This window comes from Streptomyces sp. DSM 15324 (assembly GCF_001514285.1).
Classification (GTDB): Bacteria; Actinomycetota; Actinomycetes; order Streptomycetales; family Streptomycetaceae; genus Streptomyces.
The window spans coordinates 67,369-81,613 of the sequence record NZ_KQ949039.1 but is presented as its reverse complement, the minus strand read 5'-3'; the positions used below and the strand labels follow the sequence as shown (position 1 = coordinate 81,613).

14 protein-coding genes are annotated in these 14,245 nt (G+C 71.1%); 8 read left to right on the top strand and 6 right to left on the bottom strand.

What is annotated here, in order from left to right:
- Positions 1 to 17: 17 nt before the first annotated feature.
- Positions 18 to 467 (top strand): ectoine synthase, encoded by a 450-nt coding sequence (locus tag AQJ58_RS37295; protein WP_067258680.1) that lies wholly within the window; start codon positions 18 to 20, stop codon positions 465 to 467.
- 5 nt (positions 468 to 472) lie between these two features.
- Positions 473 to 1,360, top strand: coding sequence for an ectoine hydroxylase (gene thpD, locus AQJ58_RS37290; RefSeq protein WP_067258821.1), 888 nt, complete (start codon positions 473 to 475; stop codon positions 1,358 to 1,360).
- A 43-nt stretch (positions 1,361 to 1,403) separates the two neighbouring features.
- Here the strand turns inward: thpD and AQJ58_RS37285 are convergent, their stop codons facing one another.
- The 5 genes from AQJ58_RS37285 to AQJ58_RS37265 all read right to left on the bottom strand — a co-directional run bounded on the left by AQJ58_RS37285 (position 1,404) and on the right by AQJ58_RS37265 (position 6,138).
- The gene (locus AQJ58_RS37285; RefSeq protein WP_067258820.1) at positions 1,404 to 2,456 is read right to left on the bottom strand and encodes an aminotransferase class V-fold PLP-dependent enzyme; all 1,053 of its coding nucleotides are present in this window, start codon (positions 2,454 to 2,456) and stop codon (positions 1,404 to 1,406) included.
- A gap of 112 nt (positions 2,457 to 2,568) precedes the next feature.
- On the bottom strand, positions 2,569 to 3,285 hold the full coding sequence (locus tag AQJ58_RS37280; protein WP_067258679.1) for a DsbA family oxidoreductase: 717 nt from the start codon (positions 3,283 to 3,285) through the stop codon (positions 2,569 to 2,571).
- Between the two features lie 76 nt (positions 3,286 to 3,361).
- A complete protein-coding gene (locus AQJ58_RS37275; RefSeq protein ID WP_067258677.1) occupies positions 3,362 to 3,877 on the bottom strand; it encodes a GNAT family N-acetyltransferase in 516 nt (171 codons plus the stop codon).
- A 44-nt stretch (positions 3,878 to 3,921) separates the two neighbouring features.
- Positions 3,922 to 4,530: a DUF1349 domain-containing protein gene (locus AQJ58_RS37270; protein WP_067258672.1), complete on the bottom strand. Its 609-nt coding sequence runs from the start codon at positions 4,528 to 4,530 to the stop codon at positions 3,922 to 3,924.
- Between the two features lie 78 nt (positions 4,531 to 4,608).
- Positions 4,609 to 6,138 (bottom strand): aldehyde dehydrogenase (NADP(+)), encoded by a 1,530-nt coding sequence (locus AQJ58_RS37265; protein ID WP_079079469.1) that lies wholly within the window; start codon positions 6,136 to 6,138, stop codon positions 4,609 to 4,611.
- A gap of 139 nt (positions 6,139 to 6,277) precedes the next feature.
- Here AQJ58_RS37265 and AQJ58_RS37260 point away from each other — a divergent pair, with 139 nt between their 5' ends.
- From AQJ58_RS37260 to AQJ58_RS37250, 3 genes are all read left to right on the top strand, one after another.
- Positions 6,278 to 7,051 (top strand): IclR family transcriptional regulator, encoded by a 774-nt coding sequence (locus tag AQJ58_RS37260; protein WP_067258668.1) that lies wholly within the window; start codon positions 6,278 to 6,280, stop codon positions 7,049 to 7,051.
- Between the two features lie 38 nt (positions 7,052 to 7,089).
- Entirely contained in the window at positions 7,090 to 7,560 is a 471-nt protein-coding gene (locus AQJ58_RS37255) for a GNAT family N-acetyltransferase (protein WP_067258666.1), read from the top strand.
- A gap of 107 nt (positions 7,561 to 7,667) precedes the next feature.
- A complete protein-coding gene (locus AQJ58_RS37250; RefSeq protein WP_067258664.1) occupies positions 7,668 to 9,116 on the top strand; it encodes a peptidoglycan D,D-transpeptidase FtsI family protein in 1,449 nt (482 codons plus the stop codon).
- Positions 9,117 to 9,125: 9 nt separating this feature from the next.
- Here the strand turns inward: AQJ58_RS37250 and AQJ58_RS37245 are convergent, their stop codons facing one another.
- A complete protein-coding gene (locus AQJ58_RS37245) occupies positions 9,126 to 10,526 on the bottom strand; it encodes an NCS2 family permease (protein WP_199844778.1) in 1,401 nt (466 codons plus the stop codon).
- 257 nt (positions 10,527 to 10,783) lie between these two features.
- Between AQJ58_RS37245 and AQJ58_RS37240 the strand changes: the two genes are divergently transcribed.
- The 3 genes from AQJ58_RS37240 (at position 10,784) to AQJ58_RS37230 (ending at position 14,241) form a co-directional block, all read left to right on the top strand.
- A complete protein-coding gene (locus AQJ58_RS37240) occupies positions 10,784 to 11,347 on the top strand; it encodes a SigE family RNA polymerase sigma factor (protein WP_067258660.1) in 564 nt (187 codons plus the stop codon).
- On the top strand, positions 11,344 to 12,228 hold the full coding sequence (locus AQJ58_RS37235) for a hypothetical protein (RefSeq protein WP_067258658.1): 885 nt from the start codon (positions 11,344 to 11,346) through the stop codon (positions 12,226 to 12,228). The genes AQJ58_RS37240 and AQJ58_RS37235 overlap by 4 nt, the downstream gene beginning before the upstream one ends.
- A 327-nt stretch (positions 12,229 to 12,555) precedes the next feature.
- Positions 12,556 to 14,241: a rhamnogalacturonan lyase B N-terminal domain-containing protein gene (locus tag AQJ58_RS37230; protein WP_067258656.1), complete on the top strand. Its 1,686-nt coding sequence runs from the start codon at positions 12,556 to 12,558 to the stop codon at positions 14,239 to 14,241.
- Positions 14,242 to 14,245: the final 4 nt, after the last annotated feature.

Sequence of the window (14,245 nt, the reverse complement as noted above, 5' to 3'; positions counted from 1 at the left end):
CCGGCAGGAGGGACACCATGATCGTCCGTTCGTTCAAGGACATCGAGAACACCGACCGGCATGTGCGGGCCGCGTCCGGCACCTGGGAGAGCAAGCGGATCGTGCTGGCCCGGGAGCGCGTCGGATTCTCCCTGCACGAAACGATTCTGTACGCCGGCACCGAGACGTCGATGCGGTACGCCCACCACATCGAGGCCGTGGTCTGTGTGGAGGGCGCCGCCGAACTCACCGACCACGAGACCGGGACGACCCATGCGATCGCTCCCGGAACCATGTACCTCCTGGACGGCCACGAGCGGCACACGCTGCGCGTCCTGGAGGACTTCCGCTGCCTCTGCGTGTTCAACCCGCCCGTGACGGGACGGGAGGACCACGACGAGAACGGCGTCTATCCCCTGCTCACGGAACCCGAGCTCACGGAACCCGAGCTCACCGAACCCGGGACCACCCGCCCCGAGGAGGTGTGACCGTCATGACCACCGTCACCGATCGCTACCCCACCCGCGGCACCACCGAGGTGTCCGTCCCCCGCGAGGACCCCGTCGTCTGGGGCTCCCCGAGCACCCCGGGCCCGGTGTCCGCGGCCGAACTCCAGGCGTACGAACGCGACGGCTTCCTCAGCGTCGAGCAGCTCATCGGCGACGACGAGGTCGCCGTCTGCCGACGCGAGTTGGAGCGTCTCGTCGCCGACCCGGAGATCCGGGCCGACGAGCGGTCGATCGTGGAGCCGCGCTCCAAGGAGATCCGCTCGGTCTTCGAGGTGCACCGGCTGAGCCCGGTGTTCGCGGCGCTGGTGCGGGACGAGCGGGTCGTCGGGCGGGCCCGGCAGATCCTCGGCTCGGACGTGTACGTCCACCAGTCCCGGATCAACGTCAAGCCGGGCTTCGGGGCCGGCGGCTTCTACTGGCACTCCGACTTCGAGACCTGGCACGCCGAGGACGGGCTGCCGGGCATGCGGACGGTGTCGGTGTCGGTCGCGCTGACCGAGAACCTCGACACCAACGGCGGCCTGATGATCATGCCGGGCTCGCACCGGACGTTCCTGGGCTGCGCGGGCGCCACCCCCGAGGACAACTACAAGAAGTCGCTGCAGATGCAGGACGCGGGCACCCCCTCGGACGAGGCGCTGACCGCGCTGGCGGGCGAGTACGGCATCCGGCTGTTCACCGGCCGGGCGGGCTCGGCGACCTGGTTCGACTGCAACGCCATGCACGGCTCGGGCGACAACATCACGCCGTTCCCGCGCAGCAACGTCTTCATCGTGTTCAACAGCGTGGAGAACGCGGCGGTCGAGCCGTTCGCGGCCCCCGTGCGGCGGCCGGAGTTCATCGGTGCGAGGGACTTCACCCCGGTGTGCTGAGGTCCGGACGGGCCGCTCCCCGCACCGATGCCGGCGACCGCGGTCAGTCCGCCAGGACGTCCAGCAGGCGGTCGACGTCGGCGGGTGTGTTGTAGAGGTGGAAGGAGGCCCGCAGATGGCCCGCCCGGTCGGACACTTCGAGGCCGGCCGCGCTCAACTCCGGCTGGCGCCCGCCCAGTCCGGGCACGGAGACGATCGCGGAGCCGGGTGCGGGCACGGGCTCGTGCCCCAGGGAGGCGAGTCCGGCGCGGAAGCGGTCGGCGAGGGCGAGGTCGTGGGCGCGTACGGCGTCCACGCCGAGCTCCTCCAGGAGTTCGAGGGAGCGGCGCAGGCCGGCGTAGGTGAAGAGGGCGGGGGTGACGTCGAACCGCCTTGCCGAGCGGGCGAGTTCGGTGACGGGACCGTAGCAGCTGTCCCAGGGCCGTTCGCCCGCGACCCAGCCGGCCAGCACCGGGGTGAGCCCGCCGAAGTCCTCGGGGACGACGAGGAAGGCCGCGCCGTGCGGGCCGAGCAGCCACTTGTAGCAGACCGCGGCGCTGTAGTCGTACGCGCCGGCGTCCAGGGCGAGCCAGCCGGCGGCCTGGGAGAAGTCGACGTAGGTGCGGGCCCCGTGCGCGCGGGCCGCCTCGCGCAGGGCGGGCAGGTCGGCGATCCGGCCGTCGGCCGACTGGGCGGCGCTGACGGCGACGAGCGCGGTGCCCGGGCGGACCGACTCGGCGATGCGCTCCAGGGGAACGGCGCGCACCTTGAGATCGCCGCGGACGTGGAACGGGTTGAGGACGGAGGTGAAGTCGCCCTCGGCGGTGAGCACCTCGGCGCCGGCCGGCAGCGAGGCGGCGATCACGCCGGTGTGGGCGGCGACGGACGTTCCGGCCGCGACCCGCTCGACGGGGACGCCGGCCAGCCGGGCGTAGGCGGCGCGGGCCGCCTCGATGTCGGCGTAGAGCGAGGTCAGCGGCCTGCCCTCGGCCCGCACCAAGGCGGCCTCGTGGAGGGCCGTCACGGTGCGGGCCGGCAGCAGTCCGTTGCTCGCGGTGTTCAGGAAGGTGTTCTTCGGGGCGAACTCGGAACGGACGAGGCTCTCGAAGGTCTCCATGGCACCACTGTGCGGCCGGGCGAAGTCGAAGTCCATTGCGGATTTCTGCGCGGAACTCCTAAGGAACGCTTATACGTTGCCCTTGGCCTGCGGTTCTGCTGTTCTGCGATGCTCAGTGCCCGGGAACCGCGCACCCGTCCGGGCCACAGGCCTCGGCACCGCCGTCGTCGATCAGCTTCAGCGGGGAGCGGTCGCCCCAGGCCTGGGTGAGCGCCTGGGTGAAGACCTCGGCGGGCTGGGCGCCGGAGACGCCGTAGGCGCGGTCGAGGACGAAGAAGGGGACGCCGTTGGCGCCGAGCTGGGCGGCCTCGCGCTCGTCGGCGCGGACGTCGTCGGCGTAGGCGGCCGGGTCGGCGAGGACCTTGCGGACGGCGTCGGCGTCCAGGCCGGCCTCGACGGCCAGGTCCACGAGCCGCTCGTCGCCCTCGGTGAACAGGGACCGCTCCTCGGCGAAGTTCGCCCGGTAGAGGAGCTGGATCAGCTCGTCCTGGCGGCCCTGCTCCTTGGCGAAGTGCAGCAGGCGGTGCATGTCGAAGGTGTTGCCGTGGTCGCGGCCGCGGGTCCGGTACTCCAGGCCCTCGGCGGCGGCCTGGGTGCCCAGGTTCTCCTCGCCCGCCTGCGCCTGCTGCTCACTCATGCCGTACTTCTTGGTGAGCATCTTGATCACGGGCTGGACGTCGCCCTTGGCGCGTCCCGGGTCGAGCTCGAAGGAGCGGTGCACGACCTCGACCTGCTCGCGGTGCGGGAAGGCGGCGAGGGCCTTCTCGAAACGGGCCTTGCCGACGTAGCACCAGGGACAGGCGATGTCCGACCAGATCTCGACGCGCATCTTCTCGGCTCTCTCCAGCTCGTACGGGGGACGGAGACCCCCTCCGCCGAGTGCATGAACGTTCAAGCAGCCGGGTTCATTCCCCGGCCGCTCCCCCGTCCACCGGGAAGTACAGGGAGAGGTGGTGATCGTCCTCGGCGGGCGGGTCCTGCGGGTCCGGGCACCAGCCCTGACGTGCGTAGAAGGCCTGGGCGCGGCGGTTGTCGACATGCACGTCCAGCACGGCGGTCCGGCGGCCGTCCGTCCGCCATTGCTCCACGCACGCGGTGTGCAGCGCCGTACCGATGCCCGTCCGCCAGTGCCCGGGGTCGACGTGGAACTGGAACAGCTTGACCGTGTCCGCGCCCGCGCCCTCCGGCACCCGGAAGGAGGCCAGCCCGACGATCCGCCCCCGCTCCACGACGCACAGCACCTGCCCGTCGGGCCGGGCGAGGGCGGTGCGCCAGCCGCCGAGCCAGTCGGTACCGTCCTGGGGGACGCCGTCCGGATAGTAGGTGGCACGGGCGCGGGCGTGCAGTGCGGTGACGGCCTCCGCCTCGGCGGGCAGGGCGGTGCGGATGACGCGGCCCGGGGTGGGGGATTCTCCGATCATGCCCCGGAGGACGTGGCGTCGGCCGGACCGGTTCCGCCCGCCGCTCAGCTGCCGTCGCGCAGATCGTCCGGCCAGCTGTCCCGGAACTCGATGTGGTCGTACGTCACCACACAGCCCTCGCCCAACGGCGACTGGGTCATGAAGCCGACCAGTGCGGCACCGGTCTCCTTCTCGTCGCCCAGCGTGAAGAGCCGGACGAAGGTCCAGCGCCTGCCGTCGCGGGAGGCGTGGAAGGCGAAGGCGCGCCCGGTCCTGCTCACCCGGAGCCAGACCGAACTCCCCTCCACGGTGAAGGCGTTGGCGTCATCGGAGTGTCCCCGGGTGACGACCGTGCAGACGGTCGCCACATCCGGCGAGTACTCCAGACACAGCTTGGCCCAGGCGCGTTCGCCCACATGGACGTACAACACCCCGGCGTCGAAGGCCCAGTTGAACCCCACGGTGACCCGTGCGATCAGCTGGAAGTCCCCCTCGGGTGCCCCGAGCAGCCGCGGCGCGTCCCCGGCGGGCTCCAGCGCCTCCCCGGTGGGCGTGACGAACCGGTCCTGCCGGGGCCCGGCCCAGGCACTGAGCACCCCGTCCTCGTAGGCCCAGTGCCCGTCGGGACCGTATGTACGAAGCGCGAAGGGCAGTTCGGGAAGCGAGACATCCATGATCTGATTATCCAGGTGGAGGGCGTCGCTCAGGGGCGCGGGGAACCGCGCGACGAGCCACGCCCCACCCGCGGTGCGCTAGCGCTCGAGCCGCCCGTCGATCCGCCGCGGCAGCCCCAGCTCGTTCTCGTCCCGGAGCTCCACCGGCAGCAGCGCGACGGGGGCGTTCTGGTAGACGACCGGCCGCAGCCACCGCTCGATCGCGGTCCCGCCGACGGAGGTCGACGTGGACGTGGTGGCCGGGTAGGGCCCGCCGTGGTGCTGGGCGGCGGCCACGGCGACCCCGGTCGGCCATCCGTTCACCAGGACGCGTCCCGCCAGCGGCGTCAGCTCGGCGAGGATCTCCCCACCGCGCCCCTGCCCGGCGGCCTCCTCGTCGGACAGCTGCACGGTCGCCGTGAGGTTGCCCGGCAGCCGCGACAGCACCGCCCTGACCTCGGCGTCGTCCTCGTAGCGGGCGACCACGGTGACCGGCCCGAAGCACTCCTCCAGCAGCAGGTCGTGGTCCCCCGCGGTGGCCAGCCGGCCCGCCGGCACCGTGAGGAAGCCCGCGCTGACGGTGTGCTCGGAGCCCGCGCCGGGCGTCACCGGCGACTCGACCCCGGGCAGCTCCGCCCGCTCGGCCACCCCGGCGATGAAGTTGTCCCGCATCCGGTGGTCGAGCAGCACGCCCGCCTCGGTGGCGCTCACCGCGTCCGTGAGCGACTTGACCAGTCCGTCACCGGCCGCGCCGGACGGTACGAGGACCAGTCCGGGCTTGACGCAGAACTGGCCGACGCCCAGCGTCATCGAGCCCGCGAGGCCCGTGCCGATGGCCTCCGCGCGCTCGGCGGCGGCGGCCTCGGTGACGACCACCGGGTTCAGCGAGCCCAGCTCGCCGTGGAAGGGGATCGGGACCGGCCGGGCCGCCGCAGCGTCGAACAGCGCGCGTCCGCCCCGGATGGACCCGGTGAAGCCGGCCGCGGCGACCAGCGGGTGCTTGATCAGCTCGACGCCGGCCTCGAAGCCGTGCACGAGTCCGAGGACGTCCTCGGGGATGCCGTGGGCGGCGGCGGCCGTGCGCAGGACCTTGGCGACCAGCTCGGACAGGGCCGGGTGGTCCGGGTGCGCCTTGACGACGACCGGGTTGCCCGCGGCCAGCGCGCTCGCGGTGTCGCCGCCGGCGACGGAGAAGGCGAAGGGGAAGTTGGAGGCCGAGTAGACGGCGACGACGCCGAGCGGCACCTTGTAGCGGCGCAGGTCCGGGATCGGCGGGGTGGCGGTGTCGTCGGGGTGGTTGATCACGACGTCGAGGAAGGCGCCCTCGTCGACGATCCCGGCGAACGCGCGCAGCTGGTAACAGGTGCGGGCCAGCTCGCCGTTCAGCCGCACCGGACCGAGCGCGGTCTCCGCGTCGGCGACCTCGACCAGCTGCTCCTTGGCCGCCTCCAGCTTGTCGGCGGCGGTGCGCAGGAAGGCGGCACGGACGGCACGGTCGACGAGGGAGCCGCGCGTGGCGTGCGCGGCGCGGACGACGGTGTCCACCTCCTGGGCCGTGGCCTCCACCGCAACCTGTTCACGCTGCTTCCCGGTACGGGGGTCGACACTCCAGACTGGTGCTGCTGCCACCGCGGGTCCCTCCACACTTGCTCCTGGCCACGTTTGATACTGGCTGATTCACCAGGGATGTTCGATATACTGAACAGCGTTCCTCATGGTGAATATGCTGTCGGAGACTATTTCCCGTCGAACGAAGGGGTCAAGGGCGATGTCGGCTGGCGAGACGGGGGGCGGGGCCCAGGTCAAGTCCGCGGTGCGGACGGTTGAGCTGCTGGAATACTTCGCCGGCCGCCCCGGGATGCACTCCCTCGCGGCGGTCCAGGAGGCCGTCGGTTACCCCAAGTCCAGTCTCTACATGCTGCTGCGCACGCTCGTGGAGCTCGGCTGGGTGGAGACCGACGCGACGGGCACCCGGTACGGCATCGGGGTGCGGGCGCTGCTCGTCGGCACCTCCTACATCGACGGCGACGAGGTCGTGGCCGCCGCCCGGCCGACCCTGGACCGGCTCGCGGACGACACCACCGAGACCATCCACCTGGCCCGGCTCGACGGCACCAACGTGGTCTACCTCGCCACCCGCCAGTCCCAGCACTATCTGCGCCCCTTCACCCGCGTCGGCCGCCGGCTGCCCGCCCACTCCACCTCCCTCGGCAAGGCGCTGCTGAGCACGTACTCCGACGAACAGGTCCGCAAGCTGCTCCCGGAGACGCTCCCGGCACTCACCGAGCACACCGTCACCGACCGCGAGAAGCTCATCGAGGAGCTGCACCAGGTGCGCGACCAGGGCTTCGCCGTGGACCGCGAGGAGAACACGCTCGGTCTGCGCTGCTTCGGCGTGGCGATCCCGTACCGCACCCCGGCCCGGGACGCGATCAGCTGCTCGGTGCCGGTGGCCCGTCTCACCCCGGCGCACGAGCAGCTGGTGAAGGACGCCCTGTTCGACGCGCGGGACCGGCTGACCCTCGCCACCCGCCGGCTGTGACATCGGCGCGCTGAGTGCGACCGGCGTAGGCTCGGCTGATGGAAATCGTCCTGCGCCCGGTTCACGACAGTGATCTGCCCGTGTTCTACCGGCAGTTGAACGACCCCGAAGCCCTGTGGACGGCGGCCTTCACCCCGGAGGACCCCGCCGACCGGTCCGCCTTCGAGGACCACTGGAAACGGGTGAGGGCCTCCACCGCGCTGGTCCGCACCGTCCTCGCCGACGGGGACGTCGTCGGTCACACGGCGGTGTACGGGGACCCGGGTGAGCGCGAGGTGACCTACTGGGTGGACCGCGCCTACTGGGGCCGGGGCATCGCGACCGCGGCGCTGCGGGCCCTGCTGGCCGAGGCCCCCGAGCGCCCGCTGTACGCCCGGGCGGCGGCCGACAACGCCCGGTCCCTCAGGGTGCTGGAGAAGTGCGGCTTCCGCGTCACCGAACACGCCTCGGGGTTCGCCCCCGCACGCGGCGAGGAGATCCCGGAGGCCGTCCTCCGACTGGACGCCTGAGCGCACGCCTCAGGGGCGTAGGGCCACGCGCGTACGCCCATGAACGTCCGATGAGAAAAGCGGCCGGAGGGAACGCCCCCTTCTCCTCGCTCGTCTTCCCGGGCGCAATGAACAAGACGATCAGGCGTGCCTCGGTCTTCGCGCTGCTGCTGGTGTTCGCCCTGCTCGTCCGGGCGACCTGGGTGCAGTTCTACGAGGCCCGGGCTCTCGCGGACGACACGGACAACCGGCGCAACGCGATCGAGACGTACTCGCGGCCGCTGGGGAACATCATCGTGGCCGGGAAGGCGGTCACCGGCTCCGCCCGGACGACGGGCGGCGACCTCGCGTACAAGCGCACCTACACGAACGGCAGGCTGTACGCGGCGGTGACGGGTTACGCCTCACAGGCCTACGCCCCGACCCAGCTGGAGGGCATCTACACCCACCTGCTCAACGGGACGGACAACCGGCTGAAGACGGTGATGGACACGGTCACCGGCCGGCGGGCCGACCCCGGCGACGTGCTCACGACCATCGATCCGGCCGTGCAGAAGGCGGGCTACGACGCCCTCGGCGGCAAGAAGGGCGCGGCCGTCGCGATCGACCCGAAGACCGGCAGGATCCTGGCGGTCGTCTCGACGCCGTCCTACGACCCCTCCTCGCTCACCGACGCCAACACCGCGGGCACGGCCTGGCAGAAGCTGACCGCGGACCCCGACAAGCCCCTGGTCAACCGCGCCCTGCGGCAACCGCTGGCGCCGGGCTCGACCTTCAAGCTGGTCGTCGCGGCGGCTGCGCTGGAGGACGGCCTGTACGCGTCGGTGGACGAGAGGACCGACAGCCCGGACCCCTACACCCTGCCCGGCACCCGGACGGTCCTGAAGAACGAGAACACCTCGGCACCCTGCGAGAACGCCCCGATCCGGGTGGCACTCCAGTACTCCTGCAACAACGTCTTCGCGCACCTGGCCGTACAGCTCGGGCAGGACCGGCTCAGGGCGACGGCCGAGAAGTTCGGCTTCAACGACGACGCGCTGGACGTGCCGGTGCGGGCGTACGCCAGCGTGTACCCCTCCGGCATGGACAAGTCGTCCACCGCCCTGACCGGCATCGGCCAGTTCGACGTGACCGCGACCCCGTTGCAGATGGCCATGGTGTCCGCCGCGATCGCCAACGGCGGTGAACTTGTCTCGCCCCACATGGTCGCGCAGATCACCGACGGCGGCGGTGACGTGCTCAAGGACTACGACGACGAGGCCGCCTCGAAGCGGATCGTCAGCGCGTCCACGGCCGAGCAGCTCCAGTCGGCGATGCAGACGGTCGTCGAGAAGGGCACCGGCACGAACGCGCTCATCGACGGCGTCACCGTGGGCGGCAAGACGGGCACCGCCCAGAACGGCGAGAACAACAGCAAGGCCCCGTACGCCTGGTTCACGTCCTACGGCAAGGCGGACGGCAAGGAGGTGGCCGTGGCGGTGGTGGTGGAACAGTCCGACGCGGCGCGCTCCGAGGTCAGCGGCAACGGGCTGGCGGCACCGGTGGCCAGGGCCATGATGAAGGCGGCGCTCACCTGACCCACCGCCTCACTTCACGCCGAGGATCTGCTCGATCGGGTCGATGGCGAAGTACACCACGAACAGCGCCGAAGCCCCCCACAGCAGCCAGTGCACGTCCCGCGCCTTGCCCAGCACCGTCTTGATGACGACGTACGCCAGGAACCCGGCCCCGATGCCGTTGGTGATGGAGTACGTGAACGGCATCACGGCGATGGTCAGGAACGCCGGGACGGCGAACTCGTACGTGTCCCAGTCGATGGACTTGACCTGGGTCATCATCAGGAACCCGACCGCGACCAGCGCGGGTGCCGCCGCCTGGAGGGGGACGATCGTCAGGACCGGGGTGAGGAACAGCGCGAGCGCGAACAGGGAGCCGGTGACGAGGTTGGAGAAGCCCGTGCGCGAGCCCTCGCCGACACCGGCCGCGGACTCGATGTAGGAGGTCGCCGAGGACGCGGAGGCCGCGCCGCCGGCGACCGCCGCTGCGCCGTCGATCAGCAGCACCCGGCCGAGGTTCGGCACCTCGCCCTGCTCGTTCAGCAGCCCCGCCTCGGCGCTGATGCCGACGACCGTGCCCATGGTGTCGAAGAAGTCGGACAGGATGAGCGTGAAGACCAGCAGGACGACGGTGACGGCACCGGTCTCACCGAACGCGCCGAACAGGCTGAAGTGACCGATCAGCCCGAAGTCGGGGGCGTCGACGAGCCGGTCGGGCCAGGCCGGGGTGGTCAGTCCCCAGCTCTTCACGTCGGCGAGCGAGTCGATGACGATCGCGAGCACGGTCATCGCGACGATGCTGATCAGGATGGCGCCCTTGACCTTGCGGGCGAGCAGCGCGACGGTCAGCAGCACACCGAGGCAGAAGACCAGGACCGGCCAGCCGGTCAGGGTGCCGGTCCCGCCGAGCTGGACCGGGACCGTGGTGTGCGCGACGTCGGGGATCCGGCTGACGAACCCGGCGTCGACGAAGCCGATGAAGGCGATGAACAGGCCGATGCCCACGCTGATGGCCTGCTTCAGCGGCTTCGGGATGGCGTGCATGACGGCCTCGCGCAGACCGGTCAGCACCAGGACGCAGATCAGCAGGCCTTCGAGGACGATCAGGCCCATCGCGTCGTCCCAGCTCATCAGCGGGGCGATCTGGAAGGCGACCACCGCGTTGAGGCCGAGACCGGCGGCGAGGGCGAGCGGGAGGTTACCGCCGACGCCCATGACGATCGTCATCACGGCGGCCACCAGGGCCGTGGCCGTGGTGAGTTGCACACTGTCGAGCGTGTGGCCGAACTTGTCCTTCGCGTTTCCGAGGATGATCGGGTTCAGCACGAGGATGTAGGCCATGGTGAAGAACGTGGCGAAGCCGCCGCGTATCTCCCGGCCGAACGTGGAACCCCGTTCGGAGATCTTGAAGAACTGGTCGACTCTGTCCACGGGGGACTCCCTGCTGCCTGCTCGAACATGTGCGGATGCCTGCTGGATTGTTGCGTCGTTGCACCGTGCTCAGGTTTTCTGCGTGTTACGGATTCGGGCACCCGTTCGGCACCCGGCAGCCACTTGGCGTTCGAACCCCAGTACCAAACCGAATGGATGATCACTGCTACGCTTCCGGATCTCGTCCCGACGTCTTCTCGGGACATCCCCATGTCATTCGCATGACACGCACAGCAGCCATCGAGAAGAGGTCACCCGTGGGCACAGTCGTCGACGACGCCGCCTCCGTGGAATTCCATGCCTTCTTCGACCGTCACTACGCCGAACTGGCCCGGCTCGCCCACCTGTTGACCGGTGAGGCGGACGCCGCCGACGACCTGGCGGCGGACGCGCTCCTCGCGCTGTGGAACCGCTGGGACCGGGTCCGGGCGGCCGACCACCCGGTGGCGTACGCCCGCGGGGTCGTCGCCAATCTGGCCCGCACCCGGATCCGCAGCGCGGTCCGCGAGCGCCGCAGGATCGCCCTGTTCTGGTCGCAGCGCGAGGAGAAGACCGAGAACCCCGATGTCGCCGGCGTGGTGGACGTACAGTCCGCGCTGCGTAGACTCCCCTTCCGCAAACGGGCCTGCGTGGTGCTCCGGCACGCCTTCGACCTCTCGGAGAAGGACACCGCGCTCGCTCTGGGGGTCTCCGTGGGTACGGTGAAGAGCCAGACCTCCAAGGGAATAGCCGAGCTGCAGAAGCTGCTCGGCGCACAGAGAGCTCCGCTCACGGTGCACGCGATGGCGCGCACCCGAGAGACCTCGGGAAGGAACCGATGACGATGCAGCGGGACGTGCACGACGAGCTGCGCGCCCGGCTGCACGAGGCGGCCGAGGCGTACGAGCCGGACCGGGCCCGCATCCTGGCCCGGGTCGAGCGCGGCATGGCGGCTGGGCCCCAGGTGCAGCAACGGCGCGCGCACCGCGCGACCCGCCCGCTGGTCTGGGGCTGGACGCGGGTCGTGGGAGCCACGGCCGCGGTCGCGGGCATGCTCGCGGTCGGCGGGTACGCGGTGGCGTCCGCGGTGAAGGACGACACCCGCGTGGAGCAGACGGTCTCCGTCTCGCCGACACCGGTGCGTTCCCCCGACGCCACGAGCCGGCCGCCGGCCTCCCCGAAGGCCACCCCGACCTCCGGGTCCGGCGGCGGGTCGAAGGGCCCCAGGAAGCCGAGCGGTTCCCCGACGCCCTCCGCCACCTCGTCCCCCACCACGTCGGCCGTCGTGCTCCTGCCGGCCGTCGACGACAAGGAAGACGGGCCGCTGTCGTCGGACGGCTCCGTGGACCCCCACAGCAACGACTTCTGGGCCCAGAGCAACGTCACCGTCCGGGCCACGGAGGTCGCCACCGCGCTCACCGTGCAGCTGAGGATCGCCCAGACCGGCAAGGTGTCCGACACCGGGGCCTGGCGGTCGCTGCCGGAGCAGGACTTCGACCTGACGGTCACCGAACAGGACGGCTTCCTGGTCTACACCTGGGTGCTCAAGGAGGGCCGTACGGTCCCCGTGGGCGAGTGGGTGTTCGCCGGGCAGTACAACCACGACCACGGCGGCCGGGACGCCGACGGCGACAGCTATGTCATCACGGGCCGGTCGGACGGCAAGGCCCGCACCCTCGGCAGCGGTTTCGCCGCCGAGGACACCTCCGGCGGCGCCTCGTAGGGACCGCGCGCCCCGCCCGTACGGGGCGCGCGGAAAAAATTCCGGAACGGCGGCAACCCTTTCCCCACCGGTGGCGACCTGAGAGCGCAGGAGTCACCACCACCCGAGGAACCGGCACATGACTGCTTCCGCTGAACCGCGCACCCGGCACCGCCGCCGCGTCACCGGGCGACGGGCGCTGATCGCGGGCTCCACCGCCCCGGACCTCACCGGCGCGGCGCGCGTGACCACGCCGCTGCCGGCCCCGGTGGGAACCGCCTGCGGGTTTTCGTCATCTGCCCGCACGCACCAGTGACACAACCCGCACCGAGCGACGGAGAACGGACCGTGAGCACGCACAGAAGACGACCTCTCACGCGGCGACGCGTGCTCGGGGCCTCCGCCGTCGGGGTGGCCGCCACGGGCGCCGCAGTCGCGGGCGGCGCCGGACTGCTCTCGTCCGCCTCGGCGGCCGCGTTCGGCTACCGGGACGACGGCCGCGACTACGTCGTGGACACCGGTTCCTCGCTCGTCTTCAAGGTCTCCAAGACCACCGGCGACCTCACCTCCCTGGTCTACCGTGGCAAGGAGTACGAGGGTTACGGCGGCAGGCACTCGCACGTGGAGTCCGGCCTCGGCGCCTCCACGGTGACGATCAGGCAGTCGGGGTCCACGATCCTGATCAAGGTGGTGCACGGCCCGATCACCCAGTGGTACGCGGCCCGCAACGGCGAGAACAACATCTACCTGTGGACGGACAAGGCGGACGCGTCCTTCACCGCCACCCGCTACATCGTCCGCCTCAGGCCCGGCATGTTCCCCAACACCGGCTCGGACTCCTGGATCGAGGCCTCCGACACCGTCATCGAGGCCGGGGACGTCTGGCGGCGCGCCGACGGCACCACCCACTCCAAGCACTACTCGGGCAAGCGGACCGTCGACTACGACCACGTCGGCTTCACGACGGGCTCGGTCGGCCTGTACCTGGTCCGCTCGAACCACGAGAAGGCCTCCGGCGGCCCCTTCTACCGCTCGCTGCTGCGCCACTCCAACGACAAGGGCGCGGGCCTCTACGAGATCCTGCACTACAACGAGGCCCAGACCGAGCCGGAACGGTTCGGCCTCCAGGGCCCGTACGTCCTCGCCTTCACCGACGGCGGCGCGCCCTCCCCGTCCCTGGCCGCAGCCGGCCTCGACACCGCCTGGGTGGACGGCCTCGGCATCACCGGCTGGGTCGGCAGGGCCGGCCGCGGCAGGGTCGCGGGCGTGGGCCTGAAGGGCATGGACGCGCGGTATCCGTACACCGTCGGCTTCGCAGCCCCGGACGCCCAGTACTGGACGAGGGCGGCGGCCGATACGGGCGCGTTCTCCTGCAAGGGGATGCTGCCGGGGACGTACACCCTGACCGTCTTCAAGGGCGAACTGGCGGTCCTCACCCGGCAGGTGAAGGTGACCGCGGGCACCACCACCAGCCTGCACACCCTGACGATCACCGGCGACCCCTCCACGGCCAAGACCGTCTGGCGCCTCGGCGACTGGGACGGCACGCCCGGGGAGTTCAAGAACGCCCGGCTCATGACCTACGCGCACCCCTCCGACGCCCGCGCGGCGAAGTGGACCGGCAACGTCACGATCGGCGGCGCGGACCCCGCCCCGTCCTTCCCCGCCTACCTGTGGAAGGACGTCAACGACGGCGTGCTGGTCTACTTCAGGCTGACGAAGGAGCAGGCGGCGGCCGCCCACACCCTGCGCATCGGCGTCACCGACGCGTTCGCGGGCGGCCGCCCGCGCATCGGCGTGAACGACTGGGTCTCCGCGGTCCCGGCGGCGGTCGCCCAGCCCTCGACCCGTTCCCTGACCACGGGGTCCTACCGGGGCAACAACCACACCTTCACGTACCAGGTCCCGGCGACCGCCTGGAAGACGGACGTCTCGCAGGAGAACGTCCTCAGGATCAGCATCGTCAGCGGCTCGTCCGGCACGGCGTACCTGAGCCCGGGCACGTCCTTCGACTGCATCGATCTCCTCGCCTGAAAAG